Origin of the sequence: Actinoalloteichus sp. GBA129-24 (assembly GCF_001941645.1) — a bacterium.
In the GTDB taxonomy this organism is placed as follows: Bacteria; Actinomycetota; Actinomycetes; order Mycobacteriales; family Pseudonocardiaceae; genus Actinoalloteichus_A; species Actinoalloteichus_A fjordicus.
This window is the reverse complement of record NZ_CP016077.1, coordinates 3,594,511-3,620,079: the sequence shown is the minus strand read 5'-3', so window position 1 is coordinate 3,620,079 and position 25,569 is coordinate 3,594,511. Positions and strand designations below refer to the sequence as shown.

Annotated in this window: 25 protein-coding genes and 1 tRNA gene; 14 read left to right on the top strand and 12 right to left on the bottom strand. The window is 68.7% G+C overall.

The window, feature by feature from the left end; translation table 11 throughout:
* The 3 genes from UA75_RS16250 to UA75_RS16240 all read right to left on the bottom strand — a co-directional run bounded on the left by UA75_RS16250 (window position 1) and on the right by UA75_RS16240 (window position 2,486).
* Window positions 1-354 (bottom strand): signal peptidase I, encoded by a 354-nt coding sequence (locus UA75_RS16250; RefSeq protein ID WP_075740960.1) that lies wholly within the window; start codon window positions 352-354, stop codon window positions 1-3.
* Window positions 351-1,952 (bottom strand): transcriptional regulator, encoded by a 1,602-nt coding sequence (locus UA75_RS16245; protein ID WP_075740959.1) that lies wholly within the window; start codon window positions 1,950-1,952, stop codon window positions 351-353. Before UA75_RS16245 ends, UA75_RS16250 begins: the two co-directional genes overlap by 4 nt.
* A 147-nt stretch (window positions 1,953-2,099) precedes the next feature.
* A complete protein-coding gene (locus UA75_RS16240) occupies window positions 2,100-2,486 on the bottom strand; it encodes a helix-turn-helix domain-containing protein (protein ID WP_075740958.1) in 387 nt (128 codons plus the stop codon).
* A 384-nt stretch (window positions 2,487-2,870) separates the two neighbouring features.
* On the opposite strand from UA75_RS16240, the gene UA75_RS16235 reads away from it, so the two are divergent.
* The 4 genes from UA75_RS16235 (at window position 2,871) to UA75_RS16220 (ending at window position 7,606) form a co-directional block, all read left to right on the top strand.
* Entirely contained in the window at window positions 2,871-3,233 is a 363-nt protein-coding gene (locus tag UA75_RS16235; RefSeq protein ID WP_075740957.1) for a WhiB family transcriptional regulator, read from the top strand.
* Window positions 3,230-3,562 carry a hypothetical protein gene (locus UA75_RS16230; RefSeq protein ID WP_075740956.1) on the top strand — a complete coding sequence of 111 codons (333 nt, stop codon included), beginning with the start codon at window positions 3,230-3,232 and terminating at the stop codon, window positions 3,560-3,562. The genes UA75_RS16235 and UA75_RS16230 overlap by 4 nt, the downstream gene beginning before the upstream one ends.
* Window positions 3,559-5,694 (top strand): FtsK/SpoIIIE domain-containing protein, encoded by a 2,136-nt coding sequence (locus tag UA75_RS16225; RefSeq protein ID WP_075740955.1) that lies wholly within the window; start codon window positions 3,559-3,561, stop codon window positions 5,692-5,694. The genes UA75_RS16230 and UA75_RS16225 overlap by 4 nt, the downstream gene beginning before the upstream one ends.
* A gap of 160 nt (window positions 5,695-5,854) precedes the next feature.
* Window positions 5,855-7,606, top strand: coding sequence for a recombinase family protein (locus UA75_RS16220; RefSeq protein WP_075740954.1), 1,752 nt, complete (start codon window positions 5,855-5,857; stop codon window positions 7,604-7,606).
* On the opposite strand, the gene UA75_RS16215 is transcribed toward UA75_RS16220, so the two are convergent.
* A tRNA-Leu gene (locus UA75_RS16215) sits at window positions 7,588-7,671 on the bottom strand. The genes UA75_RS16220 and UA75_RS16215 overlap by 19 nt on opposite strands.
* A gap of 113 nt (window positions 7,672-7,784) precedes the next feature.
* Between UA75_RS16215 and UA75_RS16210 the strand changes: the two genes are divergently transcribed.
* On the top strand, window positions 7,785-9,122 hold the full coding sequence (locus UA75_RS16210) for a M20/M25/M40 family metallo-hydrolase (RefSeq protein WP_075743877.1): 1,338 nt from the start codon (window positions 7,785-7,787) through the stop codon (window positions 9,120-9,122).
* A gap of 601 nt (window positions 9,123-9,723) precedes the next feature.
* On the opposite strand, the gene UA75_RS16205 is transcribed toward UA75_RS16210, so the two are convergent.
* The 3 genes from UA75_RS16205 to UA75_RS33910 all read right to left on the bottom strand — a co-directional run bounded on the left by UA75_RS16205 (window position 9,724) and on the right by UA75_RS33910 (window position 11,572).
* Window positions 9,724-9,939: a DUF5703 family protein gene (locus UA75_RS16205; RefSeq protein ID WP_075740953.1), complete on the bottom strand. Its 216-nt coding sequence runs from the start codon at window positions 9,937-9,939 to the stop codon at window positions 9,724-9,726.
* The gene (locus tag UA75_RS16200) at window positions 9,936-10,997 is read right to left on the bottom strand and encodes a YncE family protein (RefSeq protein ID WP_075740952.1); all 1,062 of its coding nucleotides are present in this window, start codon (window positions 10,995-10,997) and stop codon (window positions 9,936-9,938) included. The genes UA75_RS16205 and UA75_RS16200 overlap by 4 nt, the downstream gene beginning before the upstream one ends.
* Window positions 10,998-11,104: 107 nt before the next feature.
* Entirely contained in the window at window positions 11,105-11,572 is a 468-nt protein-coding gene (locus UA75_RS33910) for a carbonic anhydrase (protein ID WP_198044148.1), read from the bottom strand.
* A gap of 579 nt (window positions 11,573-12,151) precedes the next feature.
* Here UA75_RS33910 and UA75_RS16190 point away from each other — a divergent pair.
* The 4 genes from UA75_RS16190 (at window position 12,152) to UA75_RS16175 (ending at window position 15,508) form a co-directional block, all read left to right on the top strand.
* Window positions 12,152-13,198 (top strand): LLM class F420-dependent oxidoreductase, encoded by a 1,047-nt coding sequence (locus UA75_RS16190; protein ID WP_075740950.1) that lies wholly within the window; start codon window positions 12,152-12,154, stop codon window positions 13,196-13,198.
* Window positions 13,198-14,031 (top strand): undecaprenyl-diphosphate phosphatase, encoded by an 834-nt coding sequence (locus UA75_RS16185; RefSeq protein ID WP_232251212.1) that lies wholly within the window; start codon window positions 13,198-13,200, stop codon window positions 14,029-14,031. The genes UA75_RS16190 and UA75_RS16185 overlap by 1 nt, the downstream gene beginning before the upstream one ends.
* 179 nt (window positions 14,032-14,210) lie before the next feature.
* Window positions 14,211-14,690, top strand: coding sequence for a MarR family winged helix-turn-helix transcriptional regulator (locus tag UA75_RS16180; protein WP_075740949.1), 480 nt, complete (start codon window positions 14,211-14,213; stop codon window positions 14,688-14,690).
* Between the two features lie 119 nt (window positions 14,691-14,809).
* Window positions 14,810-15,508 carry a histidine phosphatase family protein gene (locus UA75_RS16175; protein WP_075740948.1) on the top strand — a complete coding sequence of 233 codons (699 nt, stop codon included), beginning with the start codon at window positions 14,810-14,812 and terminating at the stop codon, window positions 15,506-15,508.
* 618 nt (window positions 15,509-16,126) lie between these two features.
* Here UA75_RS16175 and UA75_RS16170 read toward each other — a convergent pair.
* Window positions 16,127-17,242, bottom strand: a complete 1,116-nt coding sequence (locus UA75_RS16170) for an NADH:flavin oxidoreductase/NADH oxidase (RefSeq protein WP_075740947.1) — start codon at window positions 17,240-17,242, stop codon at window positions 16,127-16,129.
* 139 nt (window positions 17,243-17,381) lie between these two features.
* On the opposite strand from UA75_RS16170, the gene UA75_RS16165 reads away from it, so the two are divergent.
* Window positions 17,382-17,744, top strand: coding sequence for an ArsR/SmtB family transcription factor (locus UA75_RS16165; protein ID WP_075740946.1), 363 nt, complete (start codon window positions 17,382-17,384; stop codon window positions 17,742-17,744).
* A gap of 176 nt (window positions 17,745-17,920) precedes the next feature.
* On the opposite strand, the gene UA75_RS16160 is transcribed toward UA75_RS16165, so the two are convergent.
* Together UA75_RS16160 and UA75_RS16155 are read right to left on the bottom strand one after the other, a co-directional pair.
* Complete coding sequence (locus UA75_RS16160) at window positions 17,921-18,586, bottom strand: NAD(P)H-binding protein (RefSeq protein WP_075740945.1); 666 nt, start codon at window positions 18,584-18,586, stop codon at window positions 17,921-17,923.
* 55 nt (window positions 18,587-18,641) lie between these two features.
* A complete protein-coding gene (locus UA75_RS16155; RefSeq protein WP_075743875.1) occupies window positions 18,642-19,073 on the bottom strand; it encodes a VOC family protein in 432 nt (143 codons plus the stop codon).
* Between the two features lie 101 nt (window positions 19,074-19,174).
* Between UA75_RS16155 and UA75_RS16150 the strand changes: the two genes are divergently transcribed.
* Both UA75_RS16150 and UA75_RS16145 read left to right on the top strand, forming a co-directional pair.
* Window positions 19,175-19,846: a GntR family transcriptional regulator gene (locus tag UA75_RS16150; RefSeq protein WP_075740944.1), complete on the top strand. Its 672-nt coding sequence runs from the start codon at window positions 19,175-19,177 to the stop codon at window positions 19,844-19,846.
* Window positions 19,847-20,393: 547 nt separating this feature from the next.
* Window positions 20,394-21,329, top strand: coding sequence for an aldo/keto reductase (locus UA75_RS16145; RefSeq protein ID WP_075740943.1), 936 nt, complete (start codon window positions 20,394-20,396; stop codon window positions 21,327-21,329).
* A 281-nt stretch (window positions 21,330-21,610) separates the two neighbouring features.
* Here UA75_RS16145 and UA75_RS16140 read toward each other — a convergent pair whose 3' ends face one another.
* Window positions 21,611-22,381, bottom strand: coding sequence for an NAD(P)H-dependent oxidoreductase (locus tag UA75_RS16140; protein WP_075740942.1), 771 nt, complete (start codon window positions 22,379-22,381; stop codon window positions 21,611-21,613).
* Window positions 22,382-22,552: 171 nt separating this feature from the next.
* Between UA75_RS16140 and UA75_RS16135 the strand changes: the two genes are divergently transcribed.
* Entirely contained in the window at window positions 22,553-23,548 is a 996-nt protein-coding gene (locus UA75_RS16135) for a GlxA family transcriptional regulator (RefSeq protein WP_075740941.1), read from the top strand.
* A 156-nt stretch (window positions 23,549-23,704) separates the two neighbouring features.
* Here the strand turns inward: UA75_RS16135 and UA75_RS16130 are convergent, their stop codons facing one another.
* Window positions 23,705-24,931, bottom strand: a complete 1,227-nt coding sequence (locus UA75_RS16130) for a site-specific integrase (RefSeq protein WP_232251211.1) — start codon at window positions 24,929-24,931, stop codon at window positions 23,705-23,707.
* Window positions 24,932-25,357: 426 nt separating this feature from the next.
* Here UA75_RS16130 and UA75_RS16125 point away from each other — a divergent pair, with 426 nt between their 5' ends.
* Window positions 25,358-25,561 carry a hypothetical protein gene (locus UA75_RS16125; RefSeq protein ID WP_075740939.1) on the top strand — a complete coding sequence of 68 codons (204 nt, stop codon included), beginning with the start codon at window positions 25,358-25,360 and terminating at the stop codon, window positions 25,559-25,561.
* Window positions 25,562-25,569 lie beyond the last annotated feature (8 nt).

Genomic DNA, 25,569 nt, shown 5'->3' with positions numbered 1-25,569 from the left:
TCAGGTGGGCAGCGACGGCCAGCGCACCGTGATGACCACGGAATCGGCGAGGGCTTCCCACGAGTGGTCGATGCCCGGTCCCCAGAGCACGTAGTCACCGGGCTTGGCCAGGGTGACACTGCCGTCGGTGAGATCCAGCCGGAATTCGCCCTGCACCATCAACAGCAGGGTCGTTCGCTGGTCGTCGGTGGTCCACTCGGCGCGCTTGTCGCCCGCCGGGTGGTTCGCCCATTTCACCTCGACGTCGGTCGTCGAGCGAATGTCCTTGGTGGGATTGATGAAGTGGCCGAGCAGCCAACCACGGGTCTCCTGGGTGTCATCGTTGGCGTTTCCGTGTTGCCAGCGGGCCGTCACTCCCGCACCTCCCAGTTCATCGCGGGCAGGTTCACGCGGTCCCCGCCGATCTCACTCAACCTCCGAAGGCCTTGCAACATTGCGAACAGGCCCTCATTGCTCCACGCTACCTCACCGATCAGCTCCGAGATCAATCCACTGTCCAGGCTCGAATACTGCCGAAGACCGTGCGATTCCCAGTTGGCCTCGATCTCACCGCCGAAGCGTGTCCAGAAATCTTCGTCATCCACGACGATCACTCCGGCGAACTCGAAATTGCCGCTGACGAGGTTCAGACCGAACCCCGTGCACTCCATCCGGAGCCGCCCGAACTCCTCCGACAGCCAGCGCATCGGGGCGGACAGTCGGCTGGGGTGCATCGGATCGGCTCGCCGTTGATCGGACACCGTGTTGTCGATGTCCTCTCGGCCGAACAGCTCCTCTTCCATCTCCCGCCGCAGCGTGGCACCCAGCCGGGCATCCGCCCGCACGTCGGTCATGGGCTGGTGGAAGCCCTTCGGGATGACGGCGAGCCGCCGAGCGGCGTTGACGACGTGGCCGGAGCGTTCCTGCACCAGCAAGACGTAGTCGGCCGGTCCGCGAAACGGGTCGGCTGGTCGCGCGATCGCGCACAACGCCAGCGTGCCGCCCGCGCAGAGACGTCCGGCGAGATCGAGTACCGAGGCGAGATCCGGCAGGTGTCGATCCCGCAGGGGGAGGCTGCCGGGCTCTACCGGTGCCCCGGTGGCGAGGGCGTCGACCAGTTCGCCTTCCAGAAGGTCCATGGTGCAGGCGTACTCGACGAAGCGGGACAGGGCGAGTGTTCCGCCGATGCCGCCCTGGTCGACGGCGGTCCCGGTCAGGCGATACAGCGGCATGTCGGTGAGCCGGATGTCGAGCGCCAGTGTCTCCGCGAGTCGGCGCACCCCGTGGTCAGCAGCCTCGGCATCCAGGCGAAGCGCGGCAGCCGGGGTGCCGTCTACGGCGAGGCGGTCCCCTCCGGTGGTCAGGGAACAGTTCAGGTCCAGCCAGCCCGGTCGGGTCAGGATGCTCGTCTCGGTCTCGGCGCCGCCGTCGTGTCGGACGGTGTAGCGGCCGTGATCCTCGACGACATCGCGGTAGTAGGCGGCCAGCGCGTGGGCGATGCGGCGCTGGTCGACCCTGCCGCGTCGGCTGCCTCGGTCCCGAAGCTCCCGGACGTCGAGTGCTGCCAGCCGCTCGGCGACCGCACGGCGTGCCGTGCCGGGTTCCCACCCCGCATGGTCGTCGAGCCATGCGAGCGCGTCGTTGATGCCGTGGTCGGAGTCCAGCCGCCGCAGCGCCTCGGCGGAGACCGGTTCGGCCTGTCGAGCGGGCTCGGCGGGAGAGAGCTGCGCGGGGGTCTCCGGCCGGGCGCTGAGCGCGGCGAAGCGCTCCCGCACGGCCTGGTCTGCTTGTTCCAACGTCGTGTCGAGGAGCTGTTGCATCTCCGGGCGGGGGCGAGTCGTCGACTTCTGATGCCAGCCCGCGACCGTGCGCACGGCGATTCCCAATCGGGCGGCGAACGACTCGTTGCTCAGGCGCAACGCGGCCTGTAAGGCGCACGCGCTCGCGCCGGTCCAGCCGGTCGGCCGCGCCATCAGCTCGTCCCCCCGAGATAGCCGTTCTGCGCTGCTTCTGCACTGGTCATGCATCGGAGTTGCACTGTCATCGCATGGTTTCGCAGGCGCATTCCGAGTGGAATCAATGGCATGAGAGAAACCCGATTCCGCCGCTCGAATTCACGGTCATTTCTTCGAGTCGCGGACGTGCTGTACCACCGTCGACAGATCGGTGTGCAGATCGTCGAGTCGTTCGGTGATCTCGGCAAGCCGGGTCTCGATGCCTTCCAGGCGCGACCAGACCGTGTCGGCCGGGTCGGTCACGGGTTCGTCCACTTCGGACGGCGTGCGGCCGTGAACGACGGCGTCCAGGTGTTGCGGGTGCCAGCCCAGCGTCACCGACAGGGATTCGAGGGTGCGCGGGCTGCGTCTGCGCTCGACGGTGTGGTGCTGAAGCTCGCGGACGATCGCCTGCGAGACGTGCGAACGCTCCGCGAGTTCCCGCTGGCGCCAGCCCAGCTCGTGCACACGCTCGTCAATCGCCTTGGCGACTGCCGCCCAGTCTTCCGACACCTATTCCTCCGCGCTCCGCCTCAGCGCCGAGATTAGCCGCTCCACGGTGATTCGCGAGACGACAGGGCGTTGTTCGCCAGCGCCCGTGACCTAGCGCTGCCTATTGCGCGCTGAAATCAGCACTATGTTGCTGATTTCAATACATCAGACTTCGTTGAGAGGTTTTCTCGTGGCTATTCGCCTGCCCGAATCCGGGCGAGAAACGCACTACTCCGTCCGTCAGACCGCCTGGGTTCTGAACGTCCAGCCCGCCCAGGTATCGCGCGCCGTTCGACTCGGCGCACTGCGTGCGCGGTGGCGCGACGGCTGTCCCCGAATCCCCGCGACCGAACTCGTTCGGCTGCTCGGCGAGCGCCACCTCTCCACAGACGGCGGTGACGCCTGATGACCGGCGACCAGTGGGACGACGTCCTTCGCTGCCTGGCCGAGTTCGACCCGGTGCCCTCCGACGTCCTTCGGCACGCCGTTGAGCGCGACGGCCTCTGCCACACGACGCACCGCGAAGGCGACCCGCCAGAACCCGACACCGCCGACGACCCGGATCGCGCGCTGGCCGCCCACTTCTGCGCGGGCTGCCCGGTCCAGGACGAGTGCCTGGCACTCGAACTTCACACCGCCGGGGCCGAGACCCACGGCATCTGGGGCGGCTTCGCCGAGGACGACCGGCGCGCGCTGCACCACATCTGGGCTCGACACCGCTTCGCCGACTCCGAGACCTCCGACCACGAAGGGGGATCACTGTCATGACCGCTCTCACCCTGACGCCGATCGAGGTCATGGCCGGACTCGGTGTGCTGATCGCATTCGCCTCGGTGTGGCGGGCGGGCGCACGACGTGCCCGTGTTGCGGCGGAGAAGGCCCAGACCGGCGGACGCCTGCTGTCCCTCACCGGGCGGGTGTTGTTCAACGCCGGGCTCATCGTGGCCGTGCAGTGGGTCGTGATGTCCAGCCGGGTACATGACGGCGTGGTGCTCGCGGCTCTGGCCGTCCCGGCCCTGTTCGCGGCCTACAGCCTGACCCGCGCCTTGACGGTCACCACGAAGGACCTGCCCCGCCGCCGGGGTGGTCGTCGATGAACGGAGAGAAGGAGAGGAAGCCGGGCGCCGCGCTGGACCGAACCTCGGCGGCCGGCCCGCCGGTTCCGTTTCGGGCTCGCGGTCGTCTGCTGGTCGCGCGGCTGGTCGACCGCACCCGCACTTCCCGACTGTTCCGGAGAATCCTCCCCACCCGGCGGGTGGGATGGCAGGCGGTCAAGGATGCCGTGACGTGGCTGCTTCGGTTTCCGCTGCGGATCGCCGGGGCGGTCGGCCGAGGCCTGCTGGCCGCGCTGCGGGCGTGGCGCCGCTGGGTACGGGTGCAGGACTACCGGGACGCGGTCGAGCAGGCCGAGAAGCTGGCAGAGAAGTTCGTCGAGATCCGCGCGCTGACGCTGTATCGCTGGCGCGTCACGGGGATCACGGCGCTCGCCGCTGTCGGCGGCCTGGTGGTCGTCGACCTCGTGGCGGGGCCGCCGGCGCTGTGGAGTGCGGTCGGGGCGGGCCTGCTCGCCCTGGCCGTGGCCGGCCGTCGGAAGGACGGCGCACCGGGCCGCACGGCGGCGCTGGGCGGACCGCGCACGCTCGCCTGGACGATGGATCCACAGGTGTTGGTCGACGCCTTCCGGGACGCGAAGCTGATCGGCCGAGACGAGTCGCTGCGGCTGGTCGAGCGCGCCACCCATAGTGGCGGCGGGTGGTCGATCACGGTCGACCTGCCCGCCACCCGCAAGGCGGCCGACGTGCTCAAGCATCGGGACGCGCTGGCCTCGGCGTTGGCGGTGGACGAGGTGCAGCTCGTGGCCGAGCGAGTGCGCGGCCGAGGCGGCCACGCCGGGCGGGTGTTCCTCTGGGTCGCCGACGTCGACCCTTACAGCGGTCCGCCGTTCTCCTCCCCGTTGGTGCGGGCGGAGACCTGGGACGCCTGGCGGCCGGTGCCCTTCGGGCGGGACGCGCGACGGCGCAAGGTCGACCTCCCGTTGGTGTGGACGTCGCTACTGGTCGGTGCGATTCCTCGACAGGGCAAGACGATGGCGGTCCGCCTGGCCGCAGCGGGGTTCATCCTGGACGCCTTCGCCCGGCTGTACGTCTTCGACGGCAAGGGCGGGAAGGACTGGCGGGCGGCCGAGGCCGTCGCCCATCGGTTCGTCTGCGGCGACGACCAGGCGCACGCCGAGGCCGTGCGAGACGGCCTGGTCGAACTCGTGGCGGAGGTGCAGTCCCGCTACGCGCGCATGGCCGAACTCGACGATGAGACGTGTCCCGAGTCGAAGATCACGCCGCAGCTCTCCCGTGATCCCGCCCATCGGATGCCGATCACGGCTGTGGTCCTCGACGAGGTGCAGGTCTTTCTCGACAACCCCACGAAGCTGACGATGGGGGAGCGGGGGACGACGCTCGGCGAGTACATCGCGGACCTGCTGGCCTACCTCGCTCGGAAGGGGCCTGCCGCCGGGATCATCGTCGTACTCGCCACGCAGCGACCCGACTCCCAGACCATCCCGTCTCGACTCCGGTCGGTGCTCGGCACTCGGTTCGCCCTGCGGGTGATGGACTGGCGGGACTCCAACATCGTGCTCGGCGACCAGATGAACACCCGTGGCTATGACGCCTCCACGCTGCTGCCGAGTCACAAGGGAGTCGGCATCCTCCGGCCGGGCGGGGAGACCGACGCGGGTGCGGACGCCGTCGCGTTGACGGTGCGGACCTTCTATCTGACGAACGCCGAGTGGCGGGCCGTCTGCACACGCGGCCGGGTGCTGCGGGAGATCGCGGGCACCCTGTCCGGTCACGCGGCCGGAGAGGACACGGTGCGCGGGATCGACTCGGCGGCCGTGACGGACGCACTCAGCGCGGGGCCGGTGAGCTGGAACGCCGAGCGGCTGCCCGAACCGTTGCGGGGTGTCGTCGAGTTCCTGGGCGAGGAACTTCGCCCCGGCGGTCGACGCTTCGTGCCGACCGCCGAACTCACCGACGCACTCGACGTGGAGCCGAGCGTGTTCGCCCGGCAGATGGGCGAACTGGGCTGCCGACCCACCCGGCAGTACGTCCCGGAGGGGGACGGCGTGCGGCGGGTGCGCGGGTACCTGACGGCGGAGATCCGGGACGCGGTCGACCGGGTACGAGCTGGTGAAATCAGCCCGACCGAGGATGATGTGGACGGTGAGGCGTGACCAGGTCGACGTCAGGCAGCGAGCCCGGATCTCCGCTCACGGTTCGGGTTCCCGCCGATCTACCAGTGCTGACGGCGCCCGCAAGTCGCGTCCTGCTTGCCATACTGGTCGAGTTGACGACGATTCCGGTCCTCGAAGACCGAACCGATGAGGTGATCAGATGACAGATGAAATCAGCAATCCATGGGCTGTCCTGGACGATCTGTTGGGCGTGGACGTCGTCGAGTCGACGGACGTCGGTATCGGGCCGGTGGCCTTCTACGGCCGGTGCTCGACAGAGGACAACCAGGACCCCGAGACGTCGCACGGCTGGCAGGTCGGCACCGCGCGGAAGTTCGTCGAGCCGCTCGGCGGGGTGGTGGCGGCCGAGTTCTTCGACATCGGGCAGTCCCGGTCGGTCCCGTGGGAACGCCGGACCGACGCGGCCCGCCTGCTGGCCGAGCTGAAGAACCCGAACCGTGGTTGGTCGGCGGTCGTGGTGGGGGAGGGGACCCGGTGTTGGTTCGGCAACCAGTTCTCGTTGATCGCGCCGAAGTTCGCCGCCTACGGGGTTGACCTCTGGGTTCCCGAACTCGGTGGCAGGTTCGACCCGCGCAACCCGTCACACAAGATGCTCATGAGCGTGCTCGGCGGCATGAGCGAATCCGAGCGGCAGCATGTTCAGGCTCGGGTTCGGGCGGCGATGGACGCGCAGGTGCTCAATGAGGGACGTCACCAAGGTGGGCGCACCCCGTTCGGGTACACGGTGGTGAACGCGGGTCCGCATCCGAACCCGCGTAAGGCGGTCGAGGGTTACCGCCTGCGGGTGCTGGAGATCGACGGGGATGCGGCCGAGGTCGTGCGGCGGATCTTCGCCGAGTACTTGGACGGGAAGGGGGATCGGGCGATCGCGAACGGGCTCAATCGTGCGGGCATTGCGTGTCCTTCGGCGCGACGACCGGAGCAGAATCGGCATCGGCTCGCGGATGGTTGGCAGGGAAGTACGGTCCGCGCGATTCTCGACAATCCGAAGTACACCGGTTATGCGGTGTTCGGCCGGTGGACTCGGCAGGAGACGCTGATCGATCCCGAGGACATCGCGGCCGGGCATGTCACCCGGTTCCGGCGGGCCAGGCCCGATCAGGTCGTGCGGTCACGCAGCATGGCGCATCCGCCGATCGTCACCGTGGCGGAGTTCACCGAAGCACAGGTGAAGCGCCGGGCCAAGTCCGTCGGCGGGCTGCGCACCGCCCGCAAGACCGAACGATCCGGCCGGGCGACGACACGGACCTACCTGTTCCGGGGGCACATCCGGTGCGGGATCTGCTCTCGGAAGATGGAGGGCAGTCCCCGCAAACACGGCATGTACTACCGGTGCCCGGCGCGCACGCTGGCTCCCGGCTCGCCCGCTCTCGCCGAGCATCCGCCCACGATCTACGTGCGAGAAGACGCCATCAGGGACGCGGTCAACGGGTGGATCGGCGAGCTGTTCGCCCCGGCCAACATCGGCCGCACGATCCGAGCGCTGGTCGACTCGCAAGGCGACCGCCGACAGCGAAGTGATCATGAACACGTTCGCCGGCGTCTCGCCGAGGCCGAGGCGAAGCTACGTCGGTTCCAGGACGCGATCGGCGCGGGAATCGACCCGGCCGCGCTGGTCGAGCCGATCAACCAGGCACAAGCCGAACGAGCAGCGGCACACGCGGAGCTGACCGACACCCCGGCACCGAGCACGATCACCGACGCCGAGATCCACGCCATGATCGACTCACTCGGCGATGTGGGAGCGGCCCTGTCCGAGGCGAACCCGGACCGGCTCGCCGATCTGTACCGGGAGCTGCGACTCGAACTTCGGTATGAAAACGAGAAAGAGGCCGTCTATGCGACGACCTCTCCACGGGTGAATAGTGATTGTGTCCGAGGGGGGACTTGAACCCCCACCTCCTTATCGGAGACTAGCACCTCAAGCTAGCGCGTCTGCCATTCCGCCACTCGGACCAACTTCGGCTTCCGCCGTGCTGATGGACATAGGTTAGCTGATCGTCCCGCCAGATCCCAAATCGGCCCCCTGAAACTGCCGTCGGCCCGGTGGTCAGTGGTAGAAAGTGCTGGTGAGCACCCATGGAGACATCACCAGCGGGCTCGGCGTCGTCGAGGACGATGCGGTCCGGCTGACGAGCGAGCTGATCCGGATCGACACCACCAACACGGGAGATCCTGACACCGTGGTGGGGGAGCGGGCCGCGGGCGAATACGTCGCCGAACAGCTGGGCGAGGTGGGTTACGACCCCACCTACGTCGAGTCGGGGGATCGGCCGGGGCGGGGCAACGTGTTCGTACGGCTGCCGGGCGCTGATCCGAGTCGGGGAGCGCTGCTCGTTCACGGCCATCTCGACGTCGTGCCCGCCGATGCCTCGGAGTGGTCGGTGCACCCGTTCTCCGGCGCCGTGCAGGACGGCTACGTCTGGGGCCGCGGCGCGGTGGACATGAAGGACATGCTGGGCATGTCGCTGGCGCTGGCCCGCAGGTTCAAGCGGGAGAACATCGTTCCCCCGCGCGACATCATCTTCGCTTTCCTCGCGGACGAGGAAGCCGGCGGTCTCCAGGGCTCCCAATGGCTGGTGGCGAATCGACCCGACCTCTTCGAGGGTGCCACCGAGGCGATCAGCGAAGTCGGTGGTTTCTCGGTCACCTTCAAGGACGGGGTGCGGAGCTATCTCGTCGAGACGGCGGAGAAGGGCATCGCCTGGCTCAAGCTGAAGGTGCGGGCCCGAGCGGGCCACGGCTCGATGATTCACGAGGACAACGCGGTCACCAAGCTGGCCGCCGCCGTCACTCGGCTGGGCACCCACCGCTTCCCGATCGTGTTGACCGACTCGGTGCGGGAGTTCCTCGCGGGCGTCACGGAGATCACCGGCTGGGACTTCCCCGAGGACGACCTCGACGGCGCGATCGGCAAGCTCGGGGCGATCTCGCGGATCGTGGGGGCGACGCTGCGGGACACCGCCAACCCCACCATGCTCACGGCGGGTTACAAGGCGAACGTGATTCCCTCGGTGGCCGAGGCAACGGTGGACTGTCGCGTTCTGCCCGGCAGGCAGGAGGCTTTCGAACGGGAGCTCGCGGAGATTCTCGGCCCGGACGTCGAGCGGGAGTGGGTCAGCCTTCCTCCGGTGGAGACCTCGTTCGACGGGGCCTTGGTCGATGCGATGACGGGATCGATCACCGCGGAGGACCCCGGCGCGCACGTGCTGCCTTACATGCTCTCCGGCGGCACCGACGCGAAGGCCTTCCAGAAGCTCGGCATCCGGTGTTTCGGGTTCGCCCCGCTCCAGCTCCCCGCCGATCTCGACTTCGCCTCGCTGTTCCACGGGGTGGACGAGCGGGTGCCGGTGGACGCGCTGAAGTTCGGCACTCGGGTGCTCAACCGCTTCCTGCTCTCCAGCTGAGCGAGCTGCCTGCCTGTGATGCAGGCAGGCCTCGAGGGAATCCCCGCCGGGCCGTCGTTGCGGCTCTCTCGGTGTGCGGGCCTGCCGCCGTCGTCAGGATGGACGGCGGCAGGCCTCGCCGAGTTCCTGCGCGCGGACGGTTCGGTGATTCGCCTGCGCGGGGTGTGGGGGAGAGGAGACGACGGAGCACGTCGACGTTCGGCGGCTGCGGCCGGGTGGACCCTGGCATCAGCCCAGGGACCGGCTACTCGGCCATTCCTGCGGACGAGCGCCATGCCTCGGTCGAGAAGACGCCTGCTTGTGGGCAGTGAGCCGCCCACCCGGCGATGCGCCGCACAGGCCAGGGCGCGGTTCAGGCAGCTTCTCGTGCGGCGGTGTCGACACCGTGCCGGCGCGGGTGCGTGCGCGGGCCTTGCACTGTGTCGTCCCCACGGGAGACCGTGCACCACCGTGCGGGTGTGGCACCCGAGCGTGAGATCGACCTCGCCGCCATCGTCGGGCTCCGCCTGCACTCGAACCGTTCGTCCGCCCCAAGCCTTCCGACGGGCCGCCTCGGCAGGGGAGACCAGGTGCGGTGCGGCCAGGCCACCGCGAGGCCGCCTCAGGTGAACAGGCCGGGAATTCCCACTGCGCTGCGTCGCCGCCGTAGCCAGACCTTGCGGGTGCCGTCGCCGAACAGCAGCACGCGGGCCAGTTCCCAGCCCGCGAATTCGGCGTGGATGGCGAGTTGGACGGCTGCGGTGCGCCGGGAGACACCCGGCGGCAGGCGCAGCGGCCGATACTCCCAGTCTCCCTCGATGACGGCCTCGTCGCTCACGGACGCACCACCTGTATCCCTTCTCCGGTGGCGGAGCCCACCACCACTGTTCCGGTGTCCTGATCCACGGTGACGGAGTTCGGTTGGCCCACGCTCGGGAAGCGGTGGCGTTCGACCGGCTCCCCGCCCGCGACGTCGTAGCCGACCAGTTCGTTGGTCTCGGTCAGCGTCACCCAGGCCAGGTCGCGCTGCTCGTCGTAGGCCACCGCATAGGGGCCGCCAGGGACGGGATAGCGCTGCCTGAGCAGGAACGGGTCTGTGGAGAACACCAGCAGCTCACCGGATCGAGTCTCGGTGACGATGACCCGGTCGAATCGGTCGACGACGGCGTTCGTGGCGCCCTCGCCCGCGCGCAGGGCCAGCCCTCGCCGAGTCTCCGGCAGATTCACCTCGACCAGGGAACTCTCCACCCGATCGAGGGCGAAGACGGTGTCGCCGACCGTGAGGACGTCGGTGACGCCCGCGAAGCCGGGGACCTCCCGATGGTCGCCCGCCTCGTCGAGGAGCCCGACCGTGCCCTCCTGGTGCGCCAGGATCGTCGTCCCGGCCGACTCGGCGGTCGAGACCGCTGCGGGGGCCAGCGGAGCCTCCTCGGCCGTGCCGGTGTCGAGATCGACCCGCACGAGTGTCTCCGCATCGGGGATCGGGGCCTGCAGGCCGCCGTCCTCGGCGGGCTCGAGGCTCGTGGCCGGTCCGGGGAGCGCGATCTCGCGCGACTCGGCCTCGAGGTCGTCGAGGTCGTGCAGCAGCAGACGCGGCGGGTCGGGAAGCGCGGCGGTGAGCGTCCTGCTCGAGGCGTCGAAATGCAGGGCGGTGACGACGCCGTCGTCGAGGGGGAGCACCTCTCCCGCAGGCGTACCGGTCTGGTCGGGCGAGTCCGCCGGGCCTGCCGTGGCCGAGACTGGCAGCGGGTCGTCGCCGACGATCTCGTCCGCCATGCCGAAGGAACAGCCGGTCAGCAGGGCCGTGCCGGCAGTCAGAGCCGAGACGAGCCGACGCGGTGCGGCGGTGGTCTTGACTGATCGGGCGGGCCTGATCGAGGGCGGAGCTGGTCGCATCTGTCCAGCATCCCTCATCCACTCCGATGCTCGAGGCCCGAGGGGCCGCCCTCCGCGGATGGTGGACCCCGGCGCTGCCTGCCTGCACACCGGGGTCGTCCCCATGGTCAGTCGAGTCGGTTGACCTGGCCTGTCTCCAGTTCGTAGACGGCCGTGACGACCTGCACGCCGTGGTGCTCGACGGCGTCGCGGACTATCTCGGACCGCTCCAGGAGCATCGTCGCCACCCGGCGTGCCTGGGTCGCCACGCAGGCCGCGAGGAAGGCGTCGGCGTCGGAGTCGGCGGGGGTCGCACGGACGGAGGCCTCCACGTCGCGCACCAGGGAGCTGATGTCGCCCTCCAGGTGTCCTTCGCCGTTCACGGTGTCGATCGCGGCGGCCACTGCTCCGCACTGGGCGTGGCCGAGGATCGCCACGAGCGGGGTCCCGACGTGTTCGACGCCGTACTCGATGCTGCCGACCACCGCGTCGTCGAGAACCTCGCCTGCCGAGCGGACGGTGAAGAGATCACCGAATCCTCGGTCGAAGAGGACCTCCGGGGGGACTCGCGAATCCGCGCAGCCCAGTACCGTCACGAACGGGTTCTGACCTTCGATGAGAGAATCGCGCCAGGCTTCATCCTGATGGGGATGCTGCGGTTTTCCCCGAACGAACCGGGCATTTCCCTCGGATAGGAGTCGCCAGGCTGCTGTGGCGTCGGCGGGGCGGTCGGATCGCGGCGTCATCCCTGGTGGAGCGGTCTGTCCCGCCACGGGTGCTGCGGCGGCAAGTGAGGCGAAGGCGAGTCCGGCGGTGGCGGCCGCGCCTAACCCGAAGAGTCGACGCCGAGTCATTCTCATCGCCGTATCGGGCAGTTTCTTTCCCCCAGATGTATTAACCATAAGGCGATTGTAATCACTCCGGCCGTCCATCCAGGAGAGATTGGAAACGGACACCGTGGACAATGGTCGACAAAGGCGCGGCAAAGGGATTGTGATGCGCATCACTTGGCCGATCGTGGGCCGTTCGACCGTCGAATCCGGGCCGCCCGGGGCTGAGTGTTCCGGTCGCCGAGGTGCCCTCGGCAACCCAAGGCGGGAGCCGAGGAGGGATCGCGACAGACTCGCCGGAGCGTGGACTGTTCCCGCTGGTTACCCGCCGGTAGGGTTCGGTGGGTGCGACTTGGGCTGAATCTCGGGTACTGGGGAATGGGCAACGATCACCACAACCTGGAGCTGGCCGTGGAGGCGGACCGGCTCGGGTACGACGTGGTCTGGGTGGCGGAGGCCTACGGGTCGGACGCACCGAGTGTGTTGTCGTGGATCGGCGCGCAGACCACCCGGATCGGGCTCGGCAGCGCCGTCATGCAGATTCCGGCACGGACGCCTGCCGCCACCGCGATGACCGCCGCGACGCTGGATACTTTGTCGCAGGGGCGCTTCCGGCTCGGCCTCGGCGTGTCCGGGCCGCAGGTGTCGGAGGGCTGGCACGGTGTCCGGTTCGCCAAGCCACTGGGCCGGACCCGCGAATACGTGGAGATCGTCCGTACGGCACTGGGACGCGGGCGGCTGCGCTACGAGGGCGAGCACTATCGGCTGCCGCTTCCGGACGGTCCGGGAGCCGCACTCAAGCTGACCGTGCACCCGGTGCGCGAGGACATCCCGGTGTACCTGGCGAGCATCGGCCCGAAGAACACCGAGCTGGCGGGGGAGATCGCCGACGGCTGGCTGGCGGTGTTCCTCTCGCCGGAGCATGCGGGGGAGCAGCTCGGGCACCTGAGCGTCGGTCGAGCCCGTGCGGGCCGGGATCTGAACGGCTTCGACGTGGTGCCCTCCGTGCCGGTCTGTCCTGGCGAGGACTGGCGGGTGTGCGCCGACGCGATCCGCGGCTATGCCGCGCTCTACGTCGGGGGCATGGGCAGCCGAAGGCAGAACTTCTACAAGGACCTCGCGATGCGCATGGGGTTCGGTGCGGCGGCCGAGGAGGTGCAGCGGCTCTATCTGGAGCGGGACTACGCCGGGGCGATGGCCGCCCTGCCGGTGGAGTTCCTGGACTCGATCGCCCTGCTGGGTCCCGTCGAGCGGATAGCAGACCGGATGCAGGCCTTCTCCCAGGTGGGGGTCACCACCTTGTCCGTCGTTCCGATGCTGCAAGATCCGACGCGGGGAGTCGAAACCCTTCGTCTTGCCGTCGAGGCTCTTGACCTTGCAGGAGTGAGTTAGTGACGTGGATGGAAGCCCTGGTCCTCGGACTGGTCCAGGGTCTGACGGAATTTCTTCCGGTCTCCTCCTCCGGGCATCTTCGGATCGTCTCGGAGCTTTTCTTCAGGGAGGACGCAGGCGCCTCCTTCACCGCCGTCACCCAGCTGGGTACCGAGGCGGCGGTGTTGATCTACTTCGCCAAGGACATCGGCCGCCTGTTCATGGTGTGGTTGCGGGGTTTCCGTGACCGCAGCTTGCGACAGACGCCCGACTACAAGCTGGCGTGGTACGTGGTGATCGGCACCATTCCGATCGGTGTGCTGGGACTGCTCTTCGCTGATCAGATCCGCACCACCGCACGGAATCTGTGGCTCATCGCCACCATGCTCATCGTGTTCGGCATCTTCCTCGGACTCGCCGAGTACCTGGGCAGGCAGCGCAGGACGATGAGCCAACTGACGCTCAAGGACGGCATCATCATGGGCTTCGCCCAGTCGATGGCGCTGATTCCCGGAGTGTCTCGGTCCGGCGGGACCATCACGGCCGGCCTGTTCCTCGGGCTGGACCGGCCGACAGCGGTGCGATTCTCCTTCCTGCTCGCCATTCCGGCAGTGGTGGCCTCCGGGCTGTCCGAACTGCCGGAGGTGTTCGAGACAGGCGGGCCCGGTCTGCAACCGTCCGGGGCTCAGATGCTGGTCGCGACGCTGGTGGCGGGCGCGGTCGGCTACGCGATCATCGCGTGGCTGATGAAGTACGTGGAGCGGCACAGCGTGTACCTGTTCGTCTGGTACCGGATCGCTCTCGGCGTGCTGCTGCTCGGTCTGCTCGCGACCGGGGTGATCAGCGCCGGTTGACGTGGCATCGTGAACGGGGGTCGATACCTGGTGTCGACCCCCGTTCGTGTTTGCCGGTGGCGTCGGCAGTCGGCACGGCGTGCGGCGGTCACGATGATCGGCCGCACGGAATGTCCTCGCCGGTCCGGTAGCGTGGGCCGACCCGAACAGACGTCGTGCACAGGAGGACAGGACGCCGGATGTCGACGGAGCAGCCCGCAGCCCCCGGCCTGAGCTTGGACGAGGCGATCCGGGCCATGCTGTTGCTGATGCCCAGGGTCGCGGCGCGGCTCAAGCGAATCAGCGTCCCCGAGCGACTCCGGTCCTTCACCCTCGCCCCTCGGCACCTCTCATTGCTGTCATACCTGCTGCTCGACGGCCCGACTCCGGTCAGTCGGCTCGCCGCCTGTCTGGAGGTCGCTCCGACGACGGTCAGCCTGATGGTCAGCGACCTGACGAAGCAGGGCGTGCTCCAACGGCGTGCCGACCCCGACGACGGCAGGCGCACGATCGTCTCGATCACCGACGACGAGGAGACCCGTTCGGCGATCGAGGGCTGGCTCGCCGGCGGCGCCGACGCCTGGCGGGCGGCGTTCGAGCCGTTGTCTCCCGAGGAACGCGCCGTGGTCGTCCGGACCATCGGCGTCTACGAGAGCGGCACCTTCGGCGACGCCGACTGATCGACGGCGTCCTGGTCGTGCGCACGGCCGCGTGCCGAATGCCTGCGTAGCCAGGGAGGTCGGACCGCGCGGGCCTGCCGGACCCGTCGGGAGAACCGGCGCGTCAGTAGGCTTGTGTCATGGCCACTGTGATCCTGCTTCGGCACGCCCGGTCCACCGCGAACGGGGCGGGTGTGCTCGCGGGCCGGACCCCCGGTGTCGGGCTGCACGAGGTCGGTGCAGGTCAGGCCACCGAGTTGGTCGCCAGACTCGCGGACGTCCCGCTGGTCGGGGTGGTCACGTCTCCGTTGCAGCGCTGCCAGGACACGCTGCGGCCGTTGCTCGGCGACCGGGACGTCGAGCCGATCATCGAACCCCGGCTGGCCGAGGTCGACTACGGGGCCTGGACCGGACGATCGCTCACCGACCTCGCGAAGGAAGACCTCTGGTCGGTCGTGCAGCAGCACCCCTCGGCCGCGGTGTTCCCGGAAGGGGAAGGGCTCGCCCAGGTGCAGACCAGAGCCGTCGAGGCGATCCGGGAGCACGACAGGAGGATCACCGCGGAACACGGCGCCGACGCGGTGTGGCTGGCGTGCAGCCATGGGGACGTGATCAAGGCGATCCTCGCCGATGCGCTGTGCACCCATCTGGACGGCTTCCAGCGCATCGTGGTCGATCCAGCGTCACTGAGCGTCGTGCGTTACACGGCCCTGCGGCCGTTCGTGATCAGGGTGAACGACAACAACGGAGACCTCTCCGCCCTGCTGCCCGCCGAACGCGCGGACAAGAAGGTCGGCGAGGAGACCGACGCCGTGATCGGCGGCTCCACCGGTCCGTGACCGGGCCTGCTGCGATACGTGATATCCACGCGCCTTCCGGTTACGATTACCTCCATTGTTTCAGTGTCAATTGAAAAGAATCCATCCGAAACACAAAAACAAACCCCGCCAGGAAGACGCGGCGCAGCGATGACGTCAGCGCGCCTGCCTGCCGACGAACCGGCCGCACCAGACGCCTCAGCGGGGGCGACCGTTCTGGATCTGCGTGCGTGCCGTCGATCCACCAGGTCGGCGAGGCGGGTCCCGTCGCGGGAAAGGCGACCATGCCTGTCCGGAGGCATGAGCATGTCCCGGACAGGCTTGTCGTTCGCCGGGCTGACGGCCGCAAGCCCGACGACGCGCAATGCGACCGGATGTGCGCCCGAATTTCTGTCCGCAGCCGGTGTTGCGGGGGTCGTGCCGCAGTGGTCACGGGCAGGCCCCCGCTCACCGACGTCGGCCCGATTCCAACGGTGCGGATTCAGGGACCTACCGGGCCTGCGCGCGGACACGGCGATGCCGTCCAGGGCGCAGGGTGGCGGCAGGCGCCCTGGCGGCGGCCGCGCCGATCCCGACGAGGAGCCGGTGATGATGACGGTCTTGCCCTGTCCGTTGCTCATGGTGGGCACTTAAGCAGTGTCAGTCCTGTTGCTTGCTGCGCCTGACCGCGTAGCCGTACTGCTCGGGCCAGGAGGAGTCCTTGCCCAGTTCCTCGGCGGCGCGGTGTGCCCAGTAGGGCTCGCGGAGGAGCTGTCGCCCCAGGAACACGGCGTCGCTGCGACCGGAGGACAGGATCTCCTCGGCCTGGGCGGGTTCCAGGATCAGGCCCACCGCAGCGGTGGGCATGCCGGTCTCCTGACGCACCTGTTCGGCGAAGGGGACCTGGTAGCCGGGCGCGGCAGGGATGGCGGCGTCGTGGACCAGGCCGCCGGTGGACACGTCGAGCAGGTCCACGCCCCTGGCCTGGAGCTCCTTGGCGAGTCGCACCGTGTCCTCGCCGGTCCAGCCCTCCCCGGCATCGTCCTGGTTCTCGGAGAGCCAGTCCGTCGCGGAGGTGCGGAAGAACACCGGGAGGTGCTCAGGCCAGACCTCGCGTACGGCGTCGACGACCTCCAGCGGGAACCGCATGCGGTCCTCCACGCTGCCGCCGTAGGCGTCGGTGCGGTGGTTGGTGGCGGGGGAGAGGAAGGAGTTGAGCAGGTAGCCGTGGGCGCCGTGCACCTCCACGATCTGGAACCCGGCGGCGAGTGCCCGCTTCGCCGATGCACGGAAGTCGCGCACGAGCTGCTGGATCTCATCGACGGTCAGTGCGGTGGGCGCGGGGTGGTCGTGGAAGGGCTCGTCGCCGGGGCCGACCGTGGTCCATCCGCCGTCAGCCGGAGTGACGGGCCGGTTGCCGAGCCAGGGCTTGTCGACCGAGGCCTTGCGGCCGGCGTGCGCGAGCTGGATGGCAGGTACCGAGCCGTGGGCGCGGATGGCTGCGGTGATGCGCGCGAACGCGTCCTGCTGGCGGTCGTTCCACAGGCCCAGGTCCCACGGGCTGATCCGGCCGTCGGGGCACACTCCGGTGGCCTCGACCATGACCATGCCGAGGCCACCGGCCGCGCGGTCGGCCAGGTGCGCCAGGTGGAAGTCGGTCGGCGCGCCAGTGTCGGGGCCTTGGGCGTCTGCGGAGTACATGCACATCGGGGACATCCAGGCCCGGTTGGGAATCACCAGTCCCCGCAGCGTCAGCGGGGTGAACAGGGTGCTCACAATCGTTCCTTCGTATAGACGGTCTGAGGTGCCAGTCGGGGACCGACCCTTTGTACGGTACGTGTCGTACTACGCTGCTTGTCAAACTACGACAGTGCTCGTACATTGTGAGGTGAGCCGCAGGGAAGGAGGTCGGAGCATGGACAAGACCGCCCGCGCTACCCAGGGGCGACAGCTGGAGCACCCCGAGACCGCTCAGATCAGCCTGGAGGACGTGCTCAGCGCGCTGGCCGACCCGATCCGGCTGCGCATCGTGCACGACCTGGGGCAGGGCCACGACGACATGGCCTGCATCGCCTTCGAGCTTCCGGTGAGCAAGTCGACATCGACCCATCACTTCCGGGTACTGCGGGAGGCCGGGATCATCCGTCAGTACTACGAGGGCACTTCCCGCATGAGCCGATTGCGCACCGAAGACCTGGAAGAGCGTTTCCCCGGGCTGCTGTCGGCCGTGCTGCTCGCTCGAAGCGTGGACGCAGTGGTTCCCGGCCGGACGGCCTGAGCGGCGGTCCGGCCGGGATCACCTCTTAGCGCGCGTTCTCGATCCCCGCTTCCTGTTGCGCGGGGCCGGCGTGGCGATCTGCGGCGTTGTCGTCGGTCACCATGGCTCTCTCCTCCGTCTGGCAGCTCAGCCACGCTGATCACCGCGTACGACGGAGGAGGATCAGAAACAGGCTCTCAGGCGCGAGGCTGATCGGCCAGCCTGCTCACGGCCCGCCCGATCGGTTCCTCGCCACGGGTCAACTCCACGATCTGGCGATTCACCTCGGGTTCGGACAGGGCCCCGGCGATGAATGCGGCCACGTCATCACGGGGCACGTCGCCATAGACGACGGCAGGTCCGGCGGTGACCAGGCCGGTGCCCTGTTCGTGGGTCAACGTGCCCGGACGAACGATCACCCAGTCCAACCCGGTGCCAGCCAGGTAGGCGTCTGCCTCCTTCTTCGCGGCGGCGTAGTGCTCGAACCCCGCAGAGGGCTCTGCGGCCCCGCGCAGCGCCTCGGGGAACACGGAGACCAGGACGAACCGCTTCGCCCCGGCGTGCTCGGCGGCCTGGGCGGCCTTCTGCAAACCCGTACCGTCGATGGCGGTGGTCTGGTCCATGTCGGTGCCGTGAGCTCTGGCGGAGAAGGCCACCGCGTCGTGGCCGATCATCTTCTCGGCCAGTTGTTCGACCGTGTCGGAGATCAGGTCCCCTGCGATCGGCGCGGCGCCGGAGTCATGCACGGTGTCGGCCTGCTCTGGCCGACGGTACATGCCGCTGACCTGGTCTCCGCGCTGAACGAGCAGGCAGGCCAGCCGCCTGCCTACGCCCCCGGCAGCACCGATCTGGAACACCTTCATGATCGACTCCTCCGCTTGGTGCGAGTGGACAGCCCCGGCCTCCGCCGAAGTCGGCTCACGCTGCGAACACCTGGGAGTCGTCGGCGAAGGCCTTGAACTCCAGGGCGTTGCCTGCCGGGTCGAGCAGGAACATCGTCCACTGCTCCCCGGGTCGGCCTTGGAAACGGACATAGGGCTCGATGACGAAGTCGGTGTTCGCGGCTCGGAGGCGCTCGGCGAGCTCTTGGAACCTGGCCACGGTCAGGATCAGCCCGAAGTGGGGGACCGGCACGTCGTGGCCGTCGACGGGGTTGTGGATGCGCTTCTGCCGTTCGGGGGCGAGGTGGGTCACGAACTGGTGGCCCTGCAGATCCCAGTCGATCCAGGTGTCGCTGGAACGTCCCTGGTTCAGGCCCAGCACTTCGCCGTAGAAGTGGCGGGCAGCGTCCAGATCGTCCACCGGCATGGCCAGGTGGAAGCGGGGGATCGGCGAGTCGAGCACGGTCATCGTCGGATGCTCCTTGTCTTCTCGGTGTCGCTTGGGCACGGGCCAGCCTGACCCTCAATGTCCTAATGTTAACATTAGGACATTGAGGAGGGTGGAATGCGATGAGTGAACCGACACGGGTGGCGCCCGCACGCCGCAGGGGCCTGGCCGACGAAGTTGCCGACCGGGTGCGCGACGCGATCTTCGACGGCTCCTATCCGCCCGGAACTCAGCTGCGAGAGGCGAACCTGTCCGCCGAACTGGAGGTGAGTCGGGGCCCGGTGCGCGAGGCGTTGATGCGCCTGGAGGCCGAAGGGTTGGTGCGCAGCGCCTGGCATCGCGGTGCCACCGTCACCGAGCTCTCCGCCGACGACATCGCCGAGCTCGACAGCCTGCGCGGTGCACTGGAGAACCTGGCGGTGGGGCTGGTGGCCCGAGAGGCGAGCCAGGACGATCTGGCGGCCGTCGAGGCTGCCGCGCGTCGCATGGAGCGCGCCGAGGACGAATACGAGATGGCAGCCTGTGACATCGCCTTCCACGACGCGATCTACCTCGCAAGCGGTCATCGCCGCGTGCACCAGGCGTGGGAGGCCATCCGCTGCCAGGTGCACCTCTTCCTGATCAATCGGATCCGTGCCAACAGCGTCGGCTATCTGGAGCACCTTCCCGGCGAGCACGCCGACCTCGTGGCGGCCCTGCGCACCGGAGACGCCGTGACCGCGGTGCGGCTCTTCGCGGAGCACCGACAGCACGCCATCGACGTGCTCAGCAAGGATGTTCCCCCGGTCCGGTAGGGACACAGGTCTCGTTCTCGGGCACTCCGCCCGAGCTCCAGTCGCCCGTCCAGGTCCAGCACAGTTCGTCCCGATGCCAGAGGAACCGCGCTGCGGAGCAGTCTTCGGTCAGCCCGGCCGGTCCGTTCCCTGCCGCCGAAGCACCTCAGCATGAGCAGATCGATCGCGATGGCTGCCACGTGCGGCTCGATCACCACCACCGTGGCGTTCGGCGCGACGGGCCGCTGACAGTTGATCAGGATCGATCCGGAAGGGCGCTCAACGGTGCGTTGTGAAGCGGTCGGGCACCGTCTCGGATTTCGCTCGGTTCGGGTCCTCAGGAGTCGAACCTGACGACGGAGCTCCACGCCTGCTACAACGGGAGCGGGTTATGATCAACTGGCACGTTGACGGCCGATCAGCGGTGCGACGTCGAAGACCAGCAGGGTCCGGTCCACACCGATCGGGACCCCGTCCGCCCCCTGACGCAGTGTGCCAGGGCGTGTGAGCGATGTTGCGCTGCACAGGGCGATCGAGGCATCGCTCTCTCACGAGGAAAGGTTGATGAATGGATTTTCGCGCGCTCGGAGTATCCGGCCCCCTGGTCTCGGAAGTGGGATTGGGGTGCAACAACTTCGGGACGAAGATCGACGCCGGACAGGCGGCCGCTGTCGTCGGCACCGCCCTGGACCTGGGCATCAACCACTTCGACACCGCCGAGGTGTATGGCGGCGGCACGTCCGAGGAGTATCTCGGCGCGGCCCTGGGTGCACGCCGTGACGATGCGGTGATCGCGACCAAGTACCGGTGGCGTGAACCGGCGGACACCTACCGATCGGGAGAGCTGTCCGCATGGATCACCGACGCGGCCGAACGGAGCCTGCGCAGACTGGGAACGGACCGCATCGACGTCTACTACCAGCACGCCCCGGACCCGCAAGCGCCGGTGGAGGAGATGCTGGAGGCGTTTCAGGCGCTGTTCGCCGCAGGAAAGGTACTGCATTTCGCCCTCGCCAACGTCGACGCCGCGCGGATCGACGCGACCGTGGCGGCGGCGGCCCATCATGACGGCTTCCCGTTACGAGGCGTGCAGATGGAGTGGAACCTGCTGGCGCGGGAGGTGGAGGAGCAGGTCGTGCCTGCCGCCCGTCGGGCGGGGCTGGGCGTCGTGCCCTATTTCCCCCTGGCCTCGGGACTGCTGACCGGGAAGTACAACGGACGCGACGATCTCCCCGAGGGGTCGCGGCTGGCGGTCGTTCCCGGGTTCGCACAGCTGGCGAGCGCGGAGAACCTCGCCAGAGTGGATCGTCTGCTTGACGTCGCCGCTCGACACCGGCGTTCCGTCATCGAACTGGCGATCGGCTGGCTCCTGGCCCAGCCGGACGTGCCCTCGGTGATCGCCGGTGCGACCACCCCGGAGCAGGTCGAGGTCAACGCCGCGTCCCGGGGTTGGATTCCTGGGGCCGCCGAACTGGAGGAGATCGACAAGGTCCTGTCCGACTGAGGTGTCGAGGGCACTGCCTCGGCATCGGGGAACCTCCGAGTGAGAATCCGCGCGCTGAGCACCGGGTTCGGTCCATGCCCGGAATCCCCGGCGCCGAGCTAGCAGGCCGAGGCTGTTCGACCTGCTTTAACTCGAAATGATCTATCACTTCAGTGTCAACTAAAGGCAATACTCAATAAACAACAAACCAAAAACCGCCCAGACCCACCGAGCCGCACCCGTGACGTCGTTCTTCCCTGGCCTGACATGGGCGATGTCAGGCCAGGGAAGAAGGAACGCCGTCACGCCGACTGGTGCACGCTCAGCCCTTGGCGTCCCGCTGCCAGATCGGGGCGCAGGACACCGTTGTCGTAGTCGCCGTGGTTCTGGCGGCGGAACGGGATCGGCGTGGCCGTGGCCAGGGTGCGGAGGCGTTCCCGCAGCTCGGCTGCGGCGTGGGCGTACTCCGCGTCGGGAAGACGGTCCGCCCCGTAGACGGCCAGCGGCGGCAGCACCGACAGGCCGATGTACCAGAGCGTGCCGTGCTGGATCGGGAACAGGAGTTCGTCGAGATCGCCGTTGACGCCGCGAGGGCCGAGGGCGGCCTCGCCGGAGCCTGCGCTGGTGATGATCATCGCTCGCTTGCCTGCCATCCTGCCCTCGCCGTACCGGAGGGTGCGGCCGTCGGGCCCTGGCTCGCGGACTCCGTAGGCGAAGCCCTTGACGAAGACCCGGTCGAACCAGCCCTTGAGGATCGCGGGCATGCCGTACCACCAGAGCGGGAAGTGCACGATGACTACGTCGGCCCAGTCGAGCTTCTCCTGTTCGAGGCGGATGTCGGCGCTGAGTGTTCGATTCTCGAAGGCCCGTCGGGAGGTGGAGCCTACGACGAGTCGGCTGGTCGGGTCGTGATCGAAGTCGGCGGCGTCGACGACGGGGTTCCAGCCCATGGCGTAGAGGTCGGACTGGCGGTGTTCATGTCCGAGTGCGGTGAGGGTGCGGAGTCCCTCGTCGCGGAGTGCGCCGTTGAGGGACCGGGGTTCGGGGTGGGCGAAGATCCACAGCACCTTCATGGACTCGTCTCCTGTCGTCGTCGGGCTGGTGGCACTCCGGCCCGCATGAGCGGGCCCGGGGCTGGCGCCGTGACTGCGACAGCGGTGCCGCCGTGGTCACGACAGCGACTCTGCCGCTGCGGGCCCGGCGAGACGAGTGGCCTGATGGCCATCATGTGAAAGAATCGGGCCATGCAACGCGAGAGTCATCCCGCTCGGCACCTGGTCGCCGTGTTGGTGCGTCCAGGTCTGTTGTCGATGGAGCTGGGGATCGTCCATCGACTGTTCGGGCAGGCCGTCTCAGCCGAGGGTGAGCGCCTGTACGAGGTCGTGACCTGCGCTGTCGTACCGGGTGATGTTCGAACGGATGCCGATTTCACCATCGCCGTCGCGCGGGACGCCTCGGTGCTGGCGGTAGCCGACACGGTGGTCGTTCCTGCTTCGGACGAGGATTACGGGCCTGCCGAGGGCGGCCGGATCAGTGCTCCGCTGGCGGCGGCGTTGGCGAGCGTCCGGCCGGGCACGCGGATCGCGTCGATCTGCACGGGTTCGTTCGTGCTGGCGGCGGCGGGTCTGCTCGACGGTCGGCGGGCGACGACGCATTGGCGGTCGTGTGACATGTTCCGGGAGATGTTCCCTGCGGTGGAGTTGGATCCTGACGTTCTCTACACCGATGACGACGGCGTCCTGACGGCGGCCGGGGTGGCCTCGGGGATCGATCTGTGCCTGTACATGATCCGCTGTGATCACGGTGCCGCGGTGGCGAACGAGGTCGCCAGGGGAACGGTGGTGTCGCCGCATCGGGAGGGCGGGCAGGCGCAGTTCATTCGCAGGCCGGTTCCCCCGTCGCGGTCCTCGTCGACCGGTCCGGCTCGTACGTGGGCGTTGGAGCGGTTGGATCGGCCGTTGACGTTGCGGGAGTTGGCGGCTCAGGGGTCGATGAGTGTGCGGACGTTCACCCGGCGGTTCCGGGAGGAGGTGGGGATCTCGCCGGTGCAGTGGCTGACTCAGCAGCGGGTGGAGGCCGCGCGGCGGCTGTTGGAGGAGACGGACCTGTCGGTGGATCAGATCGCCTCGGCCTCGGGCTTCGGGACGGCGACGTCGATGCGGCAGCACCTGCAGGCCGTGGTGGGGGTCTCGCCGACGGCGTATCGGATGACGTTCCGGGGTGCGGCGGTGGGTGTATGAGGTGTCGCGGCGGTTCGTGGGGAGCCTGAGCGTCGTGTCGGCGGGCGGGTCCTCCGTCGCCCGCTGGGCGCGGCGTCGGAGAGTGCCACGGACCCGCCTGCGGCGAGTGTCTGCCCGGTGGTCACGGCGCTTGGTGGTGTGGGGACTTCGTGGTTGTCAGAGCCCGAGGCGGGTGACGGCGTTGTCGTCGAGGGGGTTGGCGACGCGGATGTAGCGGTGCACGGTGCGGGGGTTGGACCAGCGGCCTTGGCGCATGATCTCGCGGTCGCCTGCTCCGCCGAGGGCTGCCTGGGTGGCGAAGCCTGCGCGGAGGGAGTGGCCGCCGAACAGGTCGGGGTCGAGGCCTGCGCGGAGTGCATAGCGTTTGACCAGTTCGGACACTGCTCGGCCGGACAGGGGGCGGTCGGCGAGTCCGCCGTGGCGGTTGACGGCGGGCAGCAGGGGGGTTGCGAGGTCGTGCAGGGCGGTGGCGGGGGTGAAGCGGTGGCAGCGGTGTACGCGGTCGTCCGGGCCGGGGGTGTCGAGGAGGGTTCGGACGGCGTCCTGGCCGCCGCGTCGGTGGGTCTCGACGAGTTCGGTCCAGTCGGCGAAGGCGCAGACGGGGCAGGTGTGTGGTCGGGCTCCTCGGGGGAGGACGACCTGGTGGTGTGCGGTGGCGGTGGTGTCGGTCTTGGTGACGCCGAGGTGGACGATGAGCAGGGGTTCGCCGGTGGCGGGGTCGGTCTCGGTGGCGATGTCGGCGAAGGTGAGGGCGGCGAGTTCGCTGCGGCGGAGGGCGCCTGCGAAGCCGACGAGCAGGAGGAGGGCGTCGCGGCGGCGGGTGACGCCGCCGGGCCAGGTCGCGGGGGGTCGTTCGGCGAGGAGTGCTTCGAGGGTGTGCAGGAGTATGGGGCGTTTGCGGGCGGGTCTGGCGCGGCGGGCGCGGCGGATGCCGCGGAGGGTGAGTCGGACGACGTCGGCGCGGGTGGGGGAGGGCAGGCCGTTGGCGGCGTGGACGGCGGCGATGGCGGCGGCCTTGCGGTCCAGGGTGGCTGGGCTGAAGGCCCAACGGGGCGGGTCGGTGCCGTCGCGGCGGGTGTCGGCGGCGAGGGCGAGGTAGACGGCGAGGTCGACGGGGTCGGCGGGGAGTGCCTGTCGGTTCTCGCGGGTGCACCAGGCGGACCAGGCGACCCAGTCGGTGCGGTAGGCGCGCAGGGTGTTGGGTGACTGGGAGGCTTCGAGGTAGCGGGTGAGGGCGTCGGCCTGTTCGGTGTCGAAGCGGGCTCGGACGGTGGCGAGGGCGCGGTGGTCGACCAGGACGCTGCGGTCTGTTCGGTGGCGGAGGGCGGTCTGGACGGGGGCGGGGAGGCGGTCTTCGGGCAGCGTGGTGGGGTGGTCGGTCACCGTCTCATGATCCAGCATGGGGCGGGTCGGCGACTGCGCGCATCTCGCCGCTCTCGTAATCTCATTCTTTAGGGTGGTAAGGCTGCCGCTTCTCCGGCAATTCAGTGACGGTGAGTCGCAATTGGCTCGGGGGGTGGTTCGGCGTCCTCGGCCTAGGGAATGCGGGGCTGGATCTTTCGTCGTCGGCGGGGTCGTGGGGATCGGCGGACGTCGTGTTCCTGGCGAACAGGAACTTCTCGGCAACCGGTCGCCAGTTGGCGATCTCCGTGGCGTAGTTGATCCTCTGACCTGCAGTGATGTTTTCGTTAAATGACATTCATCAATTCCGTGCACCTCGTTCTCCGGTGCTTTCTTTGATCTCGGATCGGTGTCTAACGTGACTCCATCCACAAAACCTGTGGGCCGGGAAGTTTTCGAGGAGGAACGATGCGGACGTTCGACACCACCAGGACACCGATCGCCCCCAGTGCCGAAGAGATTCGGGCGGTGACCGAGCTGATGGAGGAAGTAGAACTTCAGGTCGCCGACCCGCCGCTGTTCGAGCCGAAGGCGGCGGGGCTTCTGCTGCTGGGTCTCCTCCTGGCTCTGTCCCACGGCGTGCCGAAGGAACCGACGGCGCCGCGCAGCTGACAGGGACC